Annotated in this window: 17 protein-coding genes and 1 tRNA gene; 6 read left to right on the top strand and 12 right to left on the bottom strand. The window is 69.9% G+C overall.

Going from position 1 to position 15721, the window contains the following annotated elements; translation table 11 throughout:
* The first annotated feature begins 42 nt into the window (after positions 1-42).
* From FHS08_RS14790 to FHS08_RS14800, 3 genes are read left to right on the top strand one after another with little or no spacing between them, the layout of a single operon-like run.
* Positions 43-732, top strand: coding sequence for a VTT domain-containing protein (locus FHS08_RS14790; protein WP_167040800.1), 690 nt, complete (start codon positions 43-45; stop codon positions 730-732).
* Between the two features lie 4 nt (positions 733-736).
* Entirely contained in the window at positions 737-1774 is a 1038-nt protein-coding gene (locus FHS08_RS14795; RefSeq protein WP_167040803.1) for an App1 family protein, read from the top strand.
* Between the two features lie 29 nt (positions 1775-1803).
* Positions 1804-2520: an SOS response-associated peptidase gene (locus FHS08_RS14800; protein WP_167040806.1), complete on the top strand. Its 717-nt coding sequence runs from the start codon at positions 1804-1806 to the stop codon at positions 2518-2520.
* A gap of 145 nt (positions 2521-2665) precedes the next feature.
* On the opposite strand, the gene FHS08_RS14805 is transcribed toward FHS08_RS14800, so the two are convergent.
* From FHS08_RS14805 to FHS08_RS14830, 6 genes are all read right to left on the bottom strand, one after another.
* A complete protein-coding gene (locus FHS08_RS14805; protein ID WP_167040809.1) occupies positions 2666-3871 on the bottom strand; it encodes a glycoside hydrolase family 3 N-terminal domain-containing protein in 1206 nt (401 codons plus the stop codon).
* Positions 3872-3928: 57 nt separating this feature from the next.
* A complete protein-coding gene (locus FHS08_RS14810; RefSeq protein ID WP_167040812.1) occupies positions 3929-5602 on the bottom strand; it encodes an acyl-CoA dehydrogenase family protein in 1674 nt (557 codons plus the stop codon).
* Positions 5599-6684 carry a putative zinc-binding metallopeptidase gene (locus tag FHS08_RS14815; RefSeq protein WP_167040815.1) on the bottom strand — a complete coding sequence of 362 codons (1086 nt, stop codon included), beginning with the start codon at positions 6682-6684 and terminating at the stop codon, positions 5599-5601. Before FHS08_RS14815 ends, FHS08_RS14810 begins: the two co-directional genes overlap by 4 nt.
* A gap of 44 nt (positions 6685-6728) precedes the next feature.
* On the bottom strand, positions 6729-7880 hold the full coding sequence (locus FHS08_RS14820) for a PQQ-dependent sugar dehydrogenase (protein ID WP_167040818.1): 1152 nt from the start codon (positions 7878-7880) through the stop codon (positions 6729-6731).
* Positions 7877-8353, bottom strand: coding sequence for a VOC family protein (locus FHS08_RS14825; protein WP_167040821.1), 477 nt, complete (start codon positions 8351-8353; stop codon positions 7877-7879). Before FHS08_RS14825 ends, FHS08_RS14820 begins: the two co-directional genes overlap by 4 nt.
* A gap of 108 nt (positions 8354-8461) precedes the next feature.
* Positions 8462-9439 carry a helix-turn-helix domain-containing protein gene (locus tag FHS08_RS14830; protein ID WP_167040824.1) on the bottom strand — a complete coding sequence of 326 codons (978 nt, stop codon included), beginning with the start codon at positions 9437-9439 and terminating at the stop codon, positions 8462-8464.
* 150 nt (positions 9440-9589) lie between these two features.
* Between FHS08_RS14830 and FHS08_RS14835 the strand changes: the two genes are divergently transcribed.
* Together FHS08_RS14835 and FHS08_RS14840 are read left to right on the top strand one after the other, a co-directional pair.
* Entirely contained in the window at positions 9590-10471 is an 882-nt protein-coding gene (locus tag FHS08_RS14835) for an alpha/beta hydrolase (protein WP_167040827.1), read from the top strand.
* 33 nt (positions 10472-10504) lie between these two features.
* Positions 10505-11329, top strand: a complete 825-nt coding sequence (locus FHS08_RS14840) for an alpha/beta fold hydrolase (protein WP_167040830.1) — start codon at positions 10505-10507, stop codon at positions 11327-11329.
* Positions 11330-11450: 121 nt separating this feature from the next.
* Here the strand turns inward: FHS08_RS14840 and FHS08_RS14845 are convergent.
* Positions 11451-11523 (bottom strand) — tRNA-Ala (locus FHS08_RS14845).
* A gap of 120 nt (positions 11524-11643) precedes the next feature.
* Between FHS08_RS14845 and FHS08_RS14850 the strand changes: the two genes are divergently transcribed.
* Entirely contained in the window at positions 11644-12069 is a 426-nt protein-coding gene (locus FHS08_RS14850; protein ID WP_167040833.1) for a VOC family protein, read from the top strand.
* Between the two features lie 3 nt (positions 12070-12072).
* On the opposite strand, the gene rsfS is transcribed toward FHS08_RS14850, so the two are convergent.
* Genes rsfS through FHS08_RS14875 form a run of 5 tightly spaced genes read right to left on the bottom strand, consistent with a single transcriptional unit; the run spans position 12073 to position 15701 of the window.
* Positions 12073-12453: a ribosome silencing factor gene (gene rsfS, locus FHS08_RS14855; RefSeq protein WP_167040836.1), complete on the bottom strand. Its 381-nt coding sequence runs from the start codon at positions 12451-12453 to the stop codon at positions 12073-12075.
* Positions 12453-13571: a hypothetical protein gene (locus FHS08_RS14860; RefSeq protein ID WP_167040839.1), complete on the bottom strand. Its 1119-nt coding sequence runs from the start codon at positions 13569-13571 to the stop codon at positions 12453-12455. Before FHS08_RS14860 ends, rsfS begins: the two co-directional genes overlap by 1 nt.
* Complete coding sequence (gene nadD / locus FHS08_RS14865) at positions 13568-14164, bottom strand: nicotinate-nucleotide adenylyltransferase (RefSeq protein WP_167040842.1); 597 nt, start codon at positions 14162-14164, stop codon at positions 13568-13570. The genes FHS08_RS14860 and nadD overlap by 4 nt, the downstream gene beginning before the upstream one ends.
* An 11-nt stretch (positions 14165-14175) precedes the next feature.
* Positions 14176-14400: a hypothetical protein gene (locus tag FHS08_RS14870; protein WP_167040845.1), complete on the bottom strand. Its 225-nt coding sequence runs from the start codon at positions 14398-14400 to the stop codon at positions 14176-14178.
* Between the two features lie 50 nt (positions 14401-14450).
* Positions 14451-15701, bottom strand: a complete 1251-nt coding sequence (locus tag FHS08_RS14875; protein WP_167040848.1) for a glutamate-5-semialdehyde dehydrogenase — start codon at positions 15699-15701, stop codon at positions 14451-14453.
* Positions 15702-15721 lie beyond the last annotated feature (20 nt).

Below are 15721 nucleotides of genomic sequence, written 5' to 3' on the forward strand. Positions count from 1 at the left end.
TTCCCAGGCTAGAGCGCACCGCCCGGCCCTAGGCTCGTGGGCGTGAACGAGTTCCTCAGCTGGCTCCTCGATGCCGTGCAGGGCGTCGACCCCGCTCTGCGGACACTCGTCGCAGGCTTCGCGATGATGCTCGAGACGAGCGTCCTGATCGGCCTCGTCGTGCCGGGCGACACGATCGTGATCGTCGCGGGAACCGCCGTCGCGAGCCCGCTCGAAGGCGTCGTCCTCGGAGTCGCCGTCGTGATCGGCGCGCTCGCGGGCGAGAGCATCGGGTTCTGGCTCGGCCGTCTCCTCGGGCCCAGGATCCGCGCGTCGAGCCTCGGCCGGCGCATCGGCGACGCGAACTGGGTCAAGTCGGAGCGGTATCTGCGCCGCCGCGGCGGTCCTGCGATCTTCCTGTCCCGCTTCCTCCCCGTCCTGCACTCGCTCGTGCCGCTCACGGTCGGGATGAGCCGCTTCTCGTATCGGCGGTTCCTCGCGTGGACGGCACCCGCGTGCGTCCTCTGGGCGGCGCTCTACATCTCCGTCGCGGCCCTCGCCGCGGGCACCTACCGCGAGCTCGCGGACCGGCTGCACTTCGCCGGGTACATCTTCGTCGGCGTCATCGTCCTGTTCTTCGTGCTGGTCTTCCTCGCGAAGAAGATCATCCAGCGCGTGGAGAGCCGTCATCTCGACGGCGACGAAGAGGACATCGTCCGTTCAGGCGTCCCCGAGGAGGACATGGAAGACTGAGTGGATGCCCGAGCACGCCGTCGCCCCTGCACGCACCAAGGTGCTCTGGCTCGCTCGGCTCGAATACCGCTTCCATGCGTGGCGCGAGAGACGCGCGCGCAAGCGGTTGCTGACTCCCACCGTGACCCCGTTCCCGGGGTATGCGGGCGTCGACTGGGTGCGCGTGCTCGGCCGTGTGCTGATCGTGCCGCTCGTCAAGCCCTCCGAACGCGGCGAGTACGCGAGCGTGCGGGGATGGCGCAGCTTCGCCGCGGTGCCTGTCGGCTTCGCGCAGGTCTCCGTGCGCATCGGGGACACGGTCCACGAGGTCGTCGCCGACCGCGGAGGGGTCATCGACACGGTGCTCCCCGCGACGCTCGAACCGGGATGGCAGCCGCTCGAGATGTCCGTCGAGGGCGGCGATCCCGTGGAGACGCGCGTCTTCGTCGTGGGGCCGGACGTGCGGTTCGGCGTCGTCTCCGACGTCGACGACACCGTGATGGTGACCGCGATCCCCCGGCCGCTCCTCGCCGCATGGAACTCGTTCGTCGTCGACGAGCACGCCCGCCAGCCGGTCCCGGGCATGTCGGTGCTGCTCGAGCGCGTGACGCGCGACAACCCCGGCGCACCCGTCGTGTATCTGTCGACGGGTGCGTGGAACATCGCCCCCACGCTCATGCGGTTCCTGCGCCGGCACCTGTTCCCTCCGGGTGCGATCCTCCTGACCGACTGGGGTCCGACGCACGACCGCTGGTTCCGCAGCGGCAAGGATCACAAGCTCTCCAACCTCGATCGGCTCGCGCACGAGTTCCCCGACGTCAAATGGCTCCTCATCGGCGACGACGGCCAGCGCGACGACGAGATCTACACGCGCTTCACGAGCGAGCATCCGTCCAACGTGGCGGCCGTCGCGATCCGCCGCCTCTCCCCCGCCGAGGCGGTCCTCGCGGGCGGCCGGACGGCCGTCAACGACCACTCGGCCGCGTCGGTTCCCTGGGTCACGGAGTCCGATGGGGCGGGGCTGCTCGAACGCCTCGAGGAGGTCGGAGTCGTCGAGGCCTGACGTCTGGGGCCCCGCGTAGGCTGATCCGCATGTGCGGTCGGTTCGTCGTTGCGAATGTCGGGTCCGAGCTCGTCGGCGTCCTCCGGGTCGATCTCGAGGGCGACGACCTCCCCGAGCCCTCGTACAACGTCGCCCCCACCGATCGAGTCGCGATCGTGCTCGACTCGGGCAAGACCGAGCCGCCGACACGGCGCCTGGAGCCCGCGCGGTGGGGTCTCGTGCCCGCGTGGGCGAAAGACCCCTCGATCGGCGCGCGTGCGTTCAACGCCCGAGCCGAGGATCTCGAAGACAAGCCGATGTTCCGCAGAGCGCTGGACAAGCGCCGGGCCGTCGTCCCGGCCACCGGGTACTACGAGTGGAAGACGGTCGACGGCGAGAAGATTCCGCACTTCATCCACCCGGCCGGCGGCGAGCCCCTGTTCTTCGCGGGGCTCTACGAATGGTGGAAAGACGCCTCGAAGGCCGACGACGATCCTGCCCGATGGCTTCTGAGCTTCACGATCCTCACGCGCGACTCCATCGGGCACCTCGGCTCGATCCACGACCGCATGCCGCTGTTCATCGACCACGACTTCGCGGATGCGTGGCTCGATCCCACGGCAGACAACGTGCGCGACATCCTCGATGCCGCGATCGACGCGGCACCGTCGGTGGCCGAGACGCTCGACGACCACGTCGTGTCGAAGGCCGTGGGCAATGTGCGCAACGACTCCCCCGAGCTGATCGAGCCGATCGACGCGCGGTGAGACGCATCCCGTCGAGGACTTCCTCTTCACCTGCGGATGACTCGGCCTGCACGAGTGGGCGATGGTCTGCCGGCAGCGCGGAGTCACGGAGCGCGGTCGGGGGATCCGGGCCCGCCTGATCACGGCGCTCGACGCTCGCTGACCGTCACTCGGCCGGCGCGCAGTCGGCGCAGGGCACGAGGCCGCGTCCCTCTGCCGCGAGCTCCAGTCGCAGCTGGACGACGCGCCCCGCGGCGTCGTCGAGCCGGTCCGCCGAGAGCGTTCCCGCATCCACGGCCGCGACGATGCCGTCGACGATGCGAGGCGCGGTGTCCGCCGTCGTGAACATGACCGACAGGACCATGTCGTTTCCCGCCGCGAGGGCCGCGACGGCGTTGCCGACAGGATCTCGGTACGACGGGACGCCGGACGCCTCCAGCATCCCGAGGTCGTCGGTGATCGCGACCCCCGTGAAGCCCAGATCACGTCGGGCGATCTCGTGCCACGTCGGCGAGAGGGACGCGGGAGCCGCGTCGACCGCCGTGTAGGCGAGATGCCCGAACATGAGGATCCGCGCGCCGGCGTCGATGCCTGCGGCGAAGGGAAGCGCGTCCGTCGCGGCCCACTCCTGCTGAGGCATCGAGGTCGAGGGAATGCTGCCGTGCGAGTCGCCAGGGGCAGCGCCATGCCCGGGGAAGTGCTTGAGCGTCGACAGCGTCTGACCCGCCTCTCCGTGCACGGCAGCCGTCACGTTCGCCGCGCCCGACTCGGGCGTCGTGCCGAGTGCGCGGCGGTAGATGAACATCGACCGGTCGTCGGTGACGTCTGCGACGATGCCGAAGTTGACGCCGATGCCTGCGCGCTGCACGAGAGCCGCGCGCCCCGCGAACGCCGACTCGACCGCCGACGGCGTCTCCGCCTTGAGAGCGACGGATGCCGGGAACCCGTCCCACGGCAGCCGGGAGACGTCGCCGCCCTCCTGGTCCACCGCGATGAGCGGCGGGAGCGCGGGGTCGATCGTCAGCGCGGCCGTCTCGCCGCGCAGCTCCTGCTCCGTGGCCGGGATGTTCGCACCCATGAGGATGAAGCCGCCGATGCCGGTGCGCGCCATGTAGTCGTGGAGGGATGCGGCATCCGTCGTCGGGATGTGCCCCATCACGACGGAGGCCGCCTTCTCGCGCGTCGACATCGCAGCGACCCTGGCGGTGGCCGCCTCCGCGATGTCGGCGGGCTCGGCCGCCTGCACGCGAACGACTCCGCCCCCGTCGGGGCTCGAAGACGGGGTCGACGCGTCGGCGGGTGCCGCGCACACGACGACCGCGGCGAGCATCGCGGACGCGACGACGAGCGCCGAGCGCCGAGCGAAGGGCATCGCCTCAGCCTACGCGGGGGCGTCAGGGGCGTCAGGGGCGTCCTGCGGCGTGGCTCGTCAGTGCCGTGCGACGATGGCCGCGGCATCCGTTCCGCGCGGGAGCACGCCGTACTGCGCGCCGCGGTCGGCTCCGAGGCGAGCCGCGAGGAAGGCGTCCGCCGCGACTGTCGGCGCGTGCCTCACCATGAGCGAGGCCTGCAAGGCGAGCGCGAGCGCCTCGCTCAGCCGCCTCGCCTGCGACTGCGCGAGCGTCGGGTCGGAGCCCGCGAGCGACGAGAGGAGCGCGAGCGAGCGGTCGACGTGGTCGTCGAGAAGCGTCGAGGCGCCTCGCGTCGACGCGAGCTCGTCGGCGAACGCCGCCCCCGACGCGGGATCACGCGTCAGCGCACGCAGGACGTCGAGGGCGATCACGTTGCCCGATCCCTCCCAGACCGCCATGACCGGCTGCTCGCGGAAGCGTCGTGCGAGCGGGAACGCCTCCGTGTATCCGTTGCCGCCGAGGCATTCGAGCGCTTCGTACGCGTGATGAGGGCCGCGCTTGCACACCCAGTACTTCGACACGGGTGTGGCGAGTCGCCGCAGCGCGACATCGCGGTCGGACGCCCCGCTCTCGAACGTCTGCGCGAGCCGCATTCCAGTGAGGGCGGCCGCCTCCGCCTCGAGGGCGAGGTCGGCGAGCACGGCCGTCATGGCGGGCTGGTCGATGAGGAGGGCTCCGAAGGCCTTCCTCCCGCGTGCGTGCCACACCGCCTCCGCGACCGACTGCCGCATGCCGGCCGCCGTGCCGAGCACGCAGTCCAGGCGGGTGCGCTGCACCATCTCGATGATGCCGCGAACGCCCCTGCCGGGCTCCCCCACGAGAGTGCCGTGCGTGCCGTCGAACTCGATCTCGGCCGACGCGTTGGAGCGGTTGCCGAGCTTGTCCTTGAGGCGCTGGATGCGCAGGACGTTCCGTCCGCCGTCCGGCAGGACGCGGGGCACGAACAGGCACGACAGCCCCTCGTCGACCGAACCGCGACGGGTCTGGGCCAGCACGAGGAACCCGTCCGACATCGGCGCGGAGCAGAACCACTTGTGTCCCGTCAGCCGATACTCGCGACCGCCCGCGTGGACCCCGAGCGTCGTCCCCGCTCGCACGTCGGACCCTCCCTGCTTCTCCGTCATCGCCATGCCGATGAGGGCGCTCGACTTCTCGCCCGGCGGAAGCAGCCGCGGCTCGTAGTCGCGGGAGTAGAGGCGCGGCATCCACTCGTCGACGAGCCAGGGTGCCTCCTGCAGCGACGCGACCGCAGCGTGCGTCATCGACACGGGGCAGGCGTGGCCGGGCTCGACCTGCGCGAAGAGCATGAACATCGCGGCGCGCGCGACGGCCGCCCCTGGCCGCGGGTCCGCCCACGCCGACGTGTGCGCGCCGCGGGCGACGGCATCCCCGATGACCCGGTGGTAGGACGCGTCGTACTCGACCTCGTCGAGACGGCGGCCCCACCTGTCGTGACTGTGCGCGACCGGCGGGTGGATGTCGGCGAGGTGCGCATCGGCCTGGAACGACGCGGATCCGACGAGACCGCCCGCCTCGTGAAGTGCCTCGTGCGCCCATCCTCCGCCGAACGTCTCGACCGCTTCGACGAGAGGCGTGTTGAGCGCGTACTCGTCGACGTCGACCCGCCACGGCGCCTGATTGACGACGTCGTGCGTCACAGCGCCGCCCGTGCCACGAGCGGATGCCGTCACGACAGCTCTCGCTCGCGCGGCAGCGCGAGGGCGCGCTGCTGTTCGGTCGTGAGCGGCGCACGCGTGACGATCTCGTGCACGAAGCCGAGCTTGCGCTTGACGGGAGCGACCATGTCGAACGGGTACAGGTCGCCGAAGCCCATCGAGCGGTTGATGCGGTTGAACGCCTGAGACATCCACTCCCAGTCCGTCAGCAGCTGCTGGACGGGCTCGTCGCGGTACGACTCCTGCGGCACGACATCGGTGTCGCGCAGATTCGTGACGGCCGCGTCGAGATGGATGCCGATGGCTGCCGCCGTCTGCAGGGTTCCCGTGAGATGCAGGTAGTGGGCGAACGTCTCGGCGAAGTCCTCCCACGGATGCATCGTCGCGTACTCGGAGATGAACGACTCCTGCCAGTTCGCCGGGGCGCCGAACGAGTAGTGGCGGGCGAGTGCGTCCTTGTAGCTGTCGCGCTCGTCGCCGAACAGCTCGCGGCACCGTGCCCACAGCTCGTCGTCGGTCAGCAGGACGTTCTGGTAGTAGTGGCCGACCTCGTGCCGCAGGTGCCCGAGGATCGTGCGGTACGGCTCGCCGAGCCGCACGCGAAGCGCCTCGCGTCGGTCGTCGAGGCTCTCCGCGAGGTCGATCGTGATGATGCCGTTCGCATGGCCGATCATGACGGGCCTGCCCCGAGACAGGCTCGAGATGAGATCGAATCCGAGCCCTCCGGGCTCGACGCTCCAGGGGACGATCGGCAGCCCCAGATCGCCCAGCTGCAGCAGGAGCCGCCGCTTCGCCTCCTCGACGTTCGCGAGCTTCTCGAGCGCGACGGTGTCGTCCGCGTCGGGGCGCGCCCGCGTGAGCCGGCACGAGAAGCATCGGCCGGCGGGGGCGCCCTCCCACACGAGCCAGTTGCATCCCCACTCGCGGTTCGAGCACGTGTACCAGGTCTCGTCGTCGATGACGGCCTGCCCGTTGCGGATGCCGTAGAACTGGCGAGACAGGATGTGGTAGCCGAGCTCCGCCTCGCAGTTGGGGCACGCGAGCCGGTCGAGATACACGAAGTGACGGCAGTGCGGACAGCGCGGCTGGGAACTCACTCGTTCACCGTAACCCTCACGGGTGCCATCGGCGCGGACGCGCGTCAACCCCGTGCGAGCGGCACTCTCAGGAGCAGGTCGTCACCGGGGCGGGGCGAGCCGCGGCCGTCCGTGTTGTTCGTCAGGACCCAGAGCGACCCGTCCGGCGCCGCGACGGCATCCCGCAGGCGCCCCTGCTCGCCGACGAGCGCCGCGACGGGGTCCGCACGCCGCGCCCCGGCGTCCGTGTCGACGATCCACAGGCGCTGACCGCGCAGGCCCGCGACGAAGACGGTGTCGCCGACCGCCGCGATGCCGCTCGGGCTCGCCTCGTCCGGACGCCACACGGCCAGAGGGTCGGCGAATCCCGCCGCCCCCGCGACCCCTTCGTGGAGGGGCCATCCGTAGTTCGTGCCGGGTTCGATGCGGTTGAGCTCGTCCCACGTGTTCTGCCCGAACTCGCTCGCCCACATCGTGCCGTCGCTCGTCCAGGCGAGCCCCTGCACGTTCCTGTGCCCGAGCGTCCACACGGCGGTGCCGAACGGATTGCCGGGCGCAGCATCCCCCTCTGGAGTCAGTCGAAGGATCTTGCCGTTGAGGGATGCCGCATCCTGCGCGGCATCCCGCTCTCCCGCGTCTCCCGTCGCGACATACAGGAAGCCGTCCGGGCCGAACGCGATGCGTCCGCCGTTGTGGTTGCCCGCCCGGTGGATGCCGGTGAGGATCGGCTCCGGCGCGCCGAGTGCGAGCGAGCCGGGCTCGCCGGTGAGCGGTATCCGCACGACGCGGTTGTCGTCCTGCGCGCCGAAGTATGCGTACAGCCACAGCCGGTCGCCTTCCGAGCGGAGCGCGAGCCCGTGCAGACCCGCCTCGCCGCCCGAGACGACGCCGGGCACCGTCCCCGCGACGCGCGACGAGCCGTCGGCTCGCAGCTCCAGGATGGTCCCGTCGCCGCGCTCGGAGATGAGAGCGCCGCCTCCCGCGAGAGGCACGACCGACCACGGAGCGGCGAGCCCGGATGTGAGCGTCGTCGCAGCTCCTGCGGGGCGCCACCACCCCGTCACGGCCGCAGCCGACGACGTCGGAGAAGGTGCGACGGATGCCGGCCCCGACCCCGTCGGCGGGATCGGCGCCGACGGCGGGGAGGCCGAGCACCCGGCCGTCAGCAGCGCCGCCGCGAGGGCGGCTGCCGTCAGGGGCCGGCGGGTGCGCGTCACGGTCCTGTGACGGCGGCCTCGAGCGCGGCGATGTCGATCTTCTTCATGCCGAGCATGGCCTCCACGGCGCGGTGCGAACGGTCCGGGTCAGGATCGCGGATGAGCTCGATGAGGCGATCCGGCACGATCTGCCAGGACAGTCCCCAGCGATCCTTGAGCCAGCCGCAAGGCTGCTCGACGCCGCCGTCCGACGTCAGGGCAGACCAGTAGCGGTCGACCTCGTCCTGCGTCGTGCAGTGCACGTACAGCGAGATCGCTTCCGTGAAGGGGAACTGCGGACCGGCATCCATCGCGTAGTAGTCCGAGCCGGCGAGCCGGAACTCCGCGTGCATGACCTTGCCGCCCATGCCGGGGACCTCGTCGGGGTAGCGCCCGATCTCGATGATCTCCGACCCGGGGATGAGATCCGTGTAGAAGCGGATGGCGGCCTCGGCGTCGTCGTCGAACCACAGGAAGGGCGTGACGTTGCTCATGCCGTCAGACTCCCCCACCGCGGGCTCTCTCGCAACCAGCACGGCAGCGTCCGCGCCCGCTGTCGCCTCACGCTGAGCCCAGACCCTTCGGCTGCCGTCGACCTCCTGCTACAGGTCGCCTCGTCTCGCGTGACGGGAGAGGGCGTCGCGGCGCCAATCGGAGGGCGCGATGCCGAAACGCGCGCGGAAGGTCCGTGAGAAGTGGGCGTGGTCGGAGAATCCGCATCGATGGGCCACCTCGGAGATGGTCTTCATCGCGGACTCCGGGTCTTCGAGCATCCGGATGGCCTGCGCGAGGCGATGCTCGCGGATCAGATCGCTCAGCTCGATGCCCCGCCGCGCGAGGATCGAGTACACGTATCGCTCGGAGATCGAGAAGGTCGCCGCGATGGACCGCGCCGACAGCTCCGGGTCTCCGAGCCGGGTCCTGACGTGCTCTTCAATGCGTGTGGCCAGCGATGTCGCAGCGGCCTCCCGCCCGTGCGGCGTCTGCGCGACCGGTCGAGTGAGCAGCAGGCGGATGAGGTCCAGCGTCGGCTGCTGCAGCGCGGCCTGCTCCGCCGCCGTGGCGCCTGGGGCGTTCCTCGCGGTGCTGCGAAGGAACGCGGAGACGGCGGCCGTCGTGGCACGGTCCGGATGAATGACGACGTCGAGCTGGTCGGCGATCAGCTGCCGCGACAGTCCGAGCTCGTCGAGCGGGACCTGATACGTGTGACGAAGCGCGCCGGGCGTGAATGCGAGCCGATACGGCTCATCCGTGACGTACAGCCCGATCTCGCCGGGATGAAGCGCCATGACGCGATCGCCACGCACCACGATCCCCATGCCGTGGTCGACCACGCTCACCATCAAGCTGGGGCGCGTGGCGTCACGGGCGAGCTGAGGGGTGCGGACGATGTCGGCGCCCTGAGACTTCGTGGACAGCACGTGCACGCACCCGAGGTCGGCGGTCCGCGTCCGCGCGATCATGTCTGCGTCGAGGTGCGGCTCGAGCGCAAGGGGTACCGGCGCGTTCAGCATCCTGTCGCGGAGGAACTCGATGCTGTCGGTGATCGGGAGTTCTTCGAGGTCGAGTATGGCGCCCAAACGGACACCCCCTTGTCGGGCCCATGCTAGCGACGCGTCCCTGCTGCGTACAGAGCACGCACAGCACAGTGCACTCAGGCGCAAGACGTCGCCGCAGGGCGGGGCGCACGATGGAACGATCCGACCGGCACCCGATGCGAAGGATGAGCCATGGCACACAGCGCCGCTTCCACCCTGACGGAGATCGAACGAGCAGACATCGAACGCGCCAACGTGTCGGGTCGGCAGCCGGTCGTGTTCGTGCACGGACTCTGGCTCCTCTCCAGCAGCTGGGACCGTTGGCGCGCGCTGTTCGAGGATGCCGGATACACGACAGTCGCCCCCAGCTGGCCGGACGACCCGCCCTCCATCGAGGCCGCACGGTCGAACCCGGACGCCTTCGCGTCCAAGATGGTCCAAGAGGTGACCGACCACTACCTGGAAGCCATCGCGGAGCTAAGTGCGAAGCCCGCGGTCGTCGGACACTCGTTCGGAGGTCTGATCGCGCAGAAGATCGCCGGCGAGGGGGCATCCGCGGCAACGGTCGCGGTCGACCCGGCGCCGTTCCAGGGAGTGCTGTCCGTGCCCCTGTCCTCGCTGAAGTCCTCCGCCCCCGTGGTCGGGCACCTCAGCAGCCTGAAGCACGGGGTCACGCTGTCGTTCGAAGACTTCCAATACGGCTGGGCCAATGCGCTCGACGAGGACGAAGCGCGTGCCCTCTACGAGGAGTTCCACGTCGCCGCCGCGGGAAACCCGATCTTCCAGGTGGTCACCGCCAACCTCAACCCCTTCAGCGAGACCAAGGTCGACACGAAGAACCCCGATCGTGGTCCACTGCTGCTGATCGCGGGCGAGGAGGACCACACAGTCCCCGTGAAGCCGACCGAGCAGTCGTACGCGATCCAGTCCAAGAACCCGGGGGTCACCGAGTTCGTCGTGCTGCCGAGCCGCGGGCATTCGCTCACGATCGATCACGGCTGGCGCGAGGTCGCCGACACGGCGATCTCGTTCATCGAACGGTTCGCGCGCTCGGCGCCCGACACCGCCGGGTAGCGCACCGTCACAGCCATCGACAAGGAGAAGAACATGGGCACCATCACCACGAGCGACGGCATCGAGATCTTCTACAAGGACTGGGGCTCCGGTCAGCCCATCGTGTTCAGCCATGGCTGGCCTCTCTCGGCGGATGACTGGGATGCGCAGCTGCTGTTCTTCCTCGGACAGGGCTACCGCGTCGTCGCGCACGATCGCCGCGGGCACGGTCGCTCCACGCAGACAGGCGAAGGCCACGACATGGATCACTACGCCGACGATCTCGCCGCACTCACAGAGCACCTCGATCTCCGGGAGGCGATCCACGTCGGCCACTCGACGGGAGGCGGAGAGGTCGTCCACTACATCGCCCGCCACGGCGAGGGACGCGTCGCCCGAGCCGTTCTCATCAGCGCGGTGCCGCCCTTGATGGTCCAGACCGCGGCCAACCCGGGCGGGCTGCCCAAGAGCGTCTTCGACGGCCTCCAGGCGCAACTGGCCGCGAGCCGCACCGACTTCTATCGGGCGCTGCCTTCGGGGCCGTTCTACGGGTACAACCGCGACGGCGTCGAAGCGTCCGAGGCGGTCATCGAGAACTGGTGGAGGCAGGGCATGATGGGCGGCGCCAAGGCGCACTACGACGGGATCGTCGCGTTCTCGCAGACCGACTTCACGGACGATCTGAGGGCGATCACGGTCCCCGTCCTCGTGATGCACGGCGACGACGATCAGATCGTCCCGTACGCGGACTCCGCACCGCTGTCGGCGGCCCTCCTGCAGAACGGCACACTGAAGACCTACGCCGGCTTCCCGCACGGAATGCCCACGACGCAGGCCGAGACCATCAATGCCGACCTGCTCGGGTGGCTCCGATCCTGAGACCGGCGAGAGGATGCGAGAACAAGACGGCCGAGAGCCGCCGCACGGCATACCGCGGTCAACACCGTCGTGCGGAGCTCCTCCGTGCACGATGGCATCGTCTGGAGTGATCGTTCTTCGGTGGACCTGAGGGGACTCGAACCCCTGACCCCCTGCATGCCATGCAGGTGCGCTACCAGCTGCGCCACAGGCCCATCTCGTCGCTTCCGCTCGCGCGGAGCAACCCCACCAGATTACTACATGCCGCGGCGTGCTCCGAACCACGACGACGTCGGGGCCGCCCCGTAGCCTGGCTTCGACGAGAGGATCATGGCATGGCCGCACTCGGCAACATCGTGTTCTACGCAGACGATCCGAGGGCGCTTGCACGCTTCTGGGCGGGCGTGTTCGGGTACCCCCCGCTCGACTGGGAGGATCCGCTGCGACAGCAGCTGCTCGACGCCGGCCTCACTCCGGAAGACCTTGCCAAGCGCGGTCTCGCGGAAGATCCGGAGGGCAGGGGCCCTCGGCTCTTCTTCCATCACGCCGCCGACCGCAAGACCGGTCGCAATCGCATACACCTGGACGTGTCGGCGACACCGGGTCGCCGACCCACACGAGAAGAGCTCGAGGCGGAGAAGGACAGGCTCGTGGCGCTCGGAGCGACCGTCGTCAGGCTCATCGAGCAGGACTGGGGTCCGTGGCCGGAGTGCTACTACCAGCTGCGCGATCCCGAGGGGAACGAGTTCTGCCTGCAGTGAGACCTAGTCGTCTGCGGAGACGCGGGCCGGAAGCTCGATCGGAACGATCGGGCAGTCCTTCCAGAGCCGCTCGAGCCCGTAGAAGACGCGTTCCTGCTCGTGGAAGACGTGCACGACGACATCGCCGAAGTCGAGAAGGATCCAGCGCGCCTCTTCGCGTCCCTCCCGGCGCAGCCGCTTGTGTCCCGCCTCGAGCAGCTTGTCTTCGACCTCGTCGGCGATCGCGGCGACGTTCCGCTCGCTGCGACCCGTGACGAGAAGGAAGATGTCGACGAGCGGGAGCGGCTGCGACACGTCGAGGGCGATGAGATCCTCGCCGCCCTTCGACTCGGCCGCCGCTGCGGCGACGGCGAGCATGTCGCGGGACGAGTCGGTGGCGACCATCAGAACACTCCGCTGATCATCGCCACGGCGAGGACGCCCAGCAGCGCCGCTGCCAGGATTCCCGCCGTGATCGCGAGCGACACCATCAGCTTGTTGCCCTTCTCGGGGGCAGGCGGCTTGATGATCTCGCCCGAGTTCTTGACGGTGCTGATGGCGGCGCTCGCGGCGATCGGCGTGGGGGACGAGTGCGCGGGCAGCTCGCCGTCGACGAGCGTCGCATCCACTTCGCGGCCGTCCGCAGCCCCCGGGACATGCCCGAGCGAGCCGAGGCCCTCCGGCAGGTTGAGCGTGCCCGTGATGAGCACTTCGCCCGTCGCTGCGACCGGGGAGACGATGGATGCCTCGCCAGAGCTCTGCGACACGATGAGAGCGTTGGGCGTCGCCGTCGACCCGCTCGACGACCGCGAGATGAGCTGATCGAACGATGCGGGCAGAGCGATGTGCGCCGCATCCGTGGTCAGCAGGTCGGCCCCGAGAGTCGGGCTCACGATGGGCCGCTCGGATGCCTCGTCGGCCTCCTCGGCCGGCTCGACGTCGACCGTCGTGTCGATGAGAGGCGCGACGGGCTCGGGCTCCGACGGCCAGAGGGGTGCGATGTCGACGGGCTGGCTCGAAGCCTCGGGCTCGGCAGGAGCGGCGTCGTCGAGCCGCTCGGCGGGAGCGGCGTCGTCGAGCGGCTCGGCGAACTGCGGGACCGGCGCCGTGCCGAGCCCGAAGAGGTCTTCGATGCGCGGCCCGGCGGGGGTGTCGATCGTGACGGGTGCCGAGGGCGTCGTCGCGGCGGGCACCGTGTCGATGGGCTGCGCGTGCGTCAGGTGTGCGGCGGCGATGTCGGGGGTGATGACGGGCACGGATGCCGTGCGGATGCGCTCCTGCTGCCGGGCCTGGCGGCGGGTCAGCGGCGATACGCCGAGATCGACGGAAGCGTCGGGCACGGGAGGCTCGGGGACGACCACCGGCTGCGCAGCGCGCGCCAACGGGGCCGGCGGCGGGACGACGACGGGCGCGGCGTCCGAGACCACGACGGCGGTCACGACGGGTGTGGACCCCGTATTGCGGATCTCCCGCAGCTGGCGCCTGGTGAGGGGAGGAGTTCCGGGCTGCTCGGGTGTAGTCATTCCTTGCTCCGGTAGAGATGATGCTTCGCGATGTACTGGACGACCCCGTCGGGAACGAGGTACCACACGGGGCTTCCCGTGGCGACACGATCGCGGCAATCGGTGGAGGAGATCGCGAGGGCGGGTACCTCGAGCTGGCTCACACCTTCGCTGGGCAGTCCTGCCGTGTCCAGTACGTGTCCTGGGCGCGATACCGCGACGAAGTGGGCCAGGTCCCACAGTTCATCATGGTCCCTCCAGCTGAGAATCTGCGCTATGGCGTCTGCGCCGGTGATGAAGAACAGCTCCGCGTCGGGCCGTTGCGCCTGCAGGTCCCGGAGCGTGTCGATCGTGTACGTCGGTCCCTCGCGGTCGAGGTCGACGCGACTCACGGTGAACCGGGGGTTCGACGCCGTCGCGATGACGGTCATGAGGTAGCGGTGCTCCCCCGCTGTCACGCGCTGCTTCTGCCACGGCTCTCCCGTGGGAACGAAGACGACCTCGTCGAGGTCGAAGGACTTCGCGACCTCACTGGCCGCGACGAGGTGACCATGATGGATGGGATCGAACGTCCCGCCCATGACCCCGACCCTCGGGGCTTGCGTCACCGGCATCGAGTCGGGCCTCAGTGGCCGTGCCCCGCCCGCTCGACGTCGTTCGCGTGGGCGCGGGCGTAGGCGTCCGCCTTGTGGGAGTGGCGATTGGCCACATTGCGGTAGGACAGTGTCACGAACGCGAGGAGCGCGAAGACCACGAACGCCGTGAGACCGAAGCCGACCGTCTCCAGCGCCACGTTGCCGTGATGCTCGGTCTCTTCGGCTGCGAAGGCGATGATCGTGGCGAGGGTCATTCCAGCTCCGTTCGGGATCGCGCAGCAGGCGCGGCATCCAGTCTATGCGGTCAGGCGCGGACTTGTCCGGCGCCGCGCGCCAGCCACTTCGTGCTCGTGAGCTCCGCGAGCCCCATGGGTCCGCGGGCGTGGAGCTTCTGCGTCGAGATGCCGACCTCGGCGCCGAATCCGAACTCGCCGCCGTCCGTGAAGCGCGTCGACGCGTTGGCCATCACGACGGCGGAGTCGACCTCGGCGAGGAACCGCTCGGCGTTGGCCGCGTCCTCCGTGATGATCGACTCCGTGTGGTGCGTCGAGTAGCGGCGGATGTGGTCGAGGGCGTCGTCGAGATCGTCGACCACGCGCATAGCCAGGTCGAGACTCATGTACTCGGTGGCCCAGTCGTCGTCGGTCGCGGGGACGACGCCGTCGGCGAGCCGCGACACGATCGCATCGCCGTGCACCGTGACGCCCTGCGCCTGCAGCGCGGCGACGACGGGCGATACGAGACGATCCGCCGCATCCCGATGCACGAGCACGGTCTCGACGGCGTTGCAGACGCTCGGGCGCTGCACCTTCGCGTTGACGACGATGTCGCGTGCCCATGCGAGCGGGGCCGTCGCGTCGAGCACGATGTGCACGACGCCTGCGCCCGTCTCGATCACGGGCACGGACGACTGCGTCACGACCGTCTCGATGAGCTGGGCGCTGCCCCGCGGAACGAGCACGTCGACGATGCCGCGCGCGCTCATGAGCTCGCGCGCTCCCTCTCGGCCGAACTCGTCGACCGTCTGAATCGCCTCGGGATCCAGGCCCCGCTGCGCGAGCGCGCCGCGCATGGCCTCCACGAGGGCGGCATTCGTGAGCTCGGCGGCGGTGCCGCCGCGCAGGACCACGGTGTTGCCGGAGCGCAGCGCCAGCGCCGCGATGTCGACCGTCACGTTGGGTCGCGCTTCGTAGATCGATCCGACGACGCCGAACGGCACCGAGACCTTCTGGAGCGCGACGCCGTTGGGCAGGGTCCGCTCGTCGAGGATGCGCCCGACGGGGTCGGGCAGCTCTGCGACGTCGCGGACGGCATCCGCGAGAGCCGCGACCCTCGGCTCGTCCAGGCGGAGCCGGTCCTGCAGCCCTTCCGACAGGCCGGCCGCGCGTCCGCGCTCGAGATCCTGCCTGTTCGCCGCGACGACGTCGGTCGCTGCGGCCTCGATCGCATCGGCGATGGCCCTCAGCGCGTCGCGCTTGTCGGCATCCGTGAGCAGTCCGATGGTGCGCGCGGCATCCTTCGCGAGAAGCATGCGATCGCGCGCGGTCGTCGTCATCCGCCCAGTCTAGTTCCGGG

The sequence above is a fragment of the Microbacterium ulmi genome (assembly GCF_011759705.1).
In the GTDB taxonomy this organism is placed as follows: domain Bacteria; phylum Actinomycetota; class Actinomycetes; order Actinomycetales; family Microbacteriaceae; genus Microbacterium; species Microbacterium ulmi.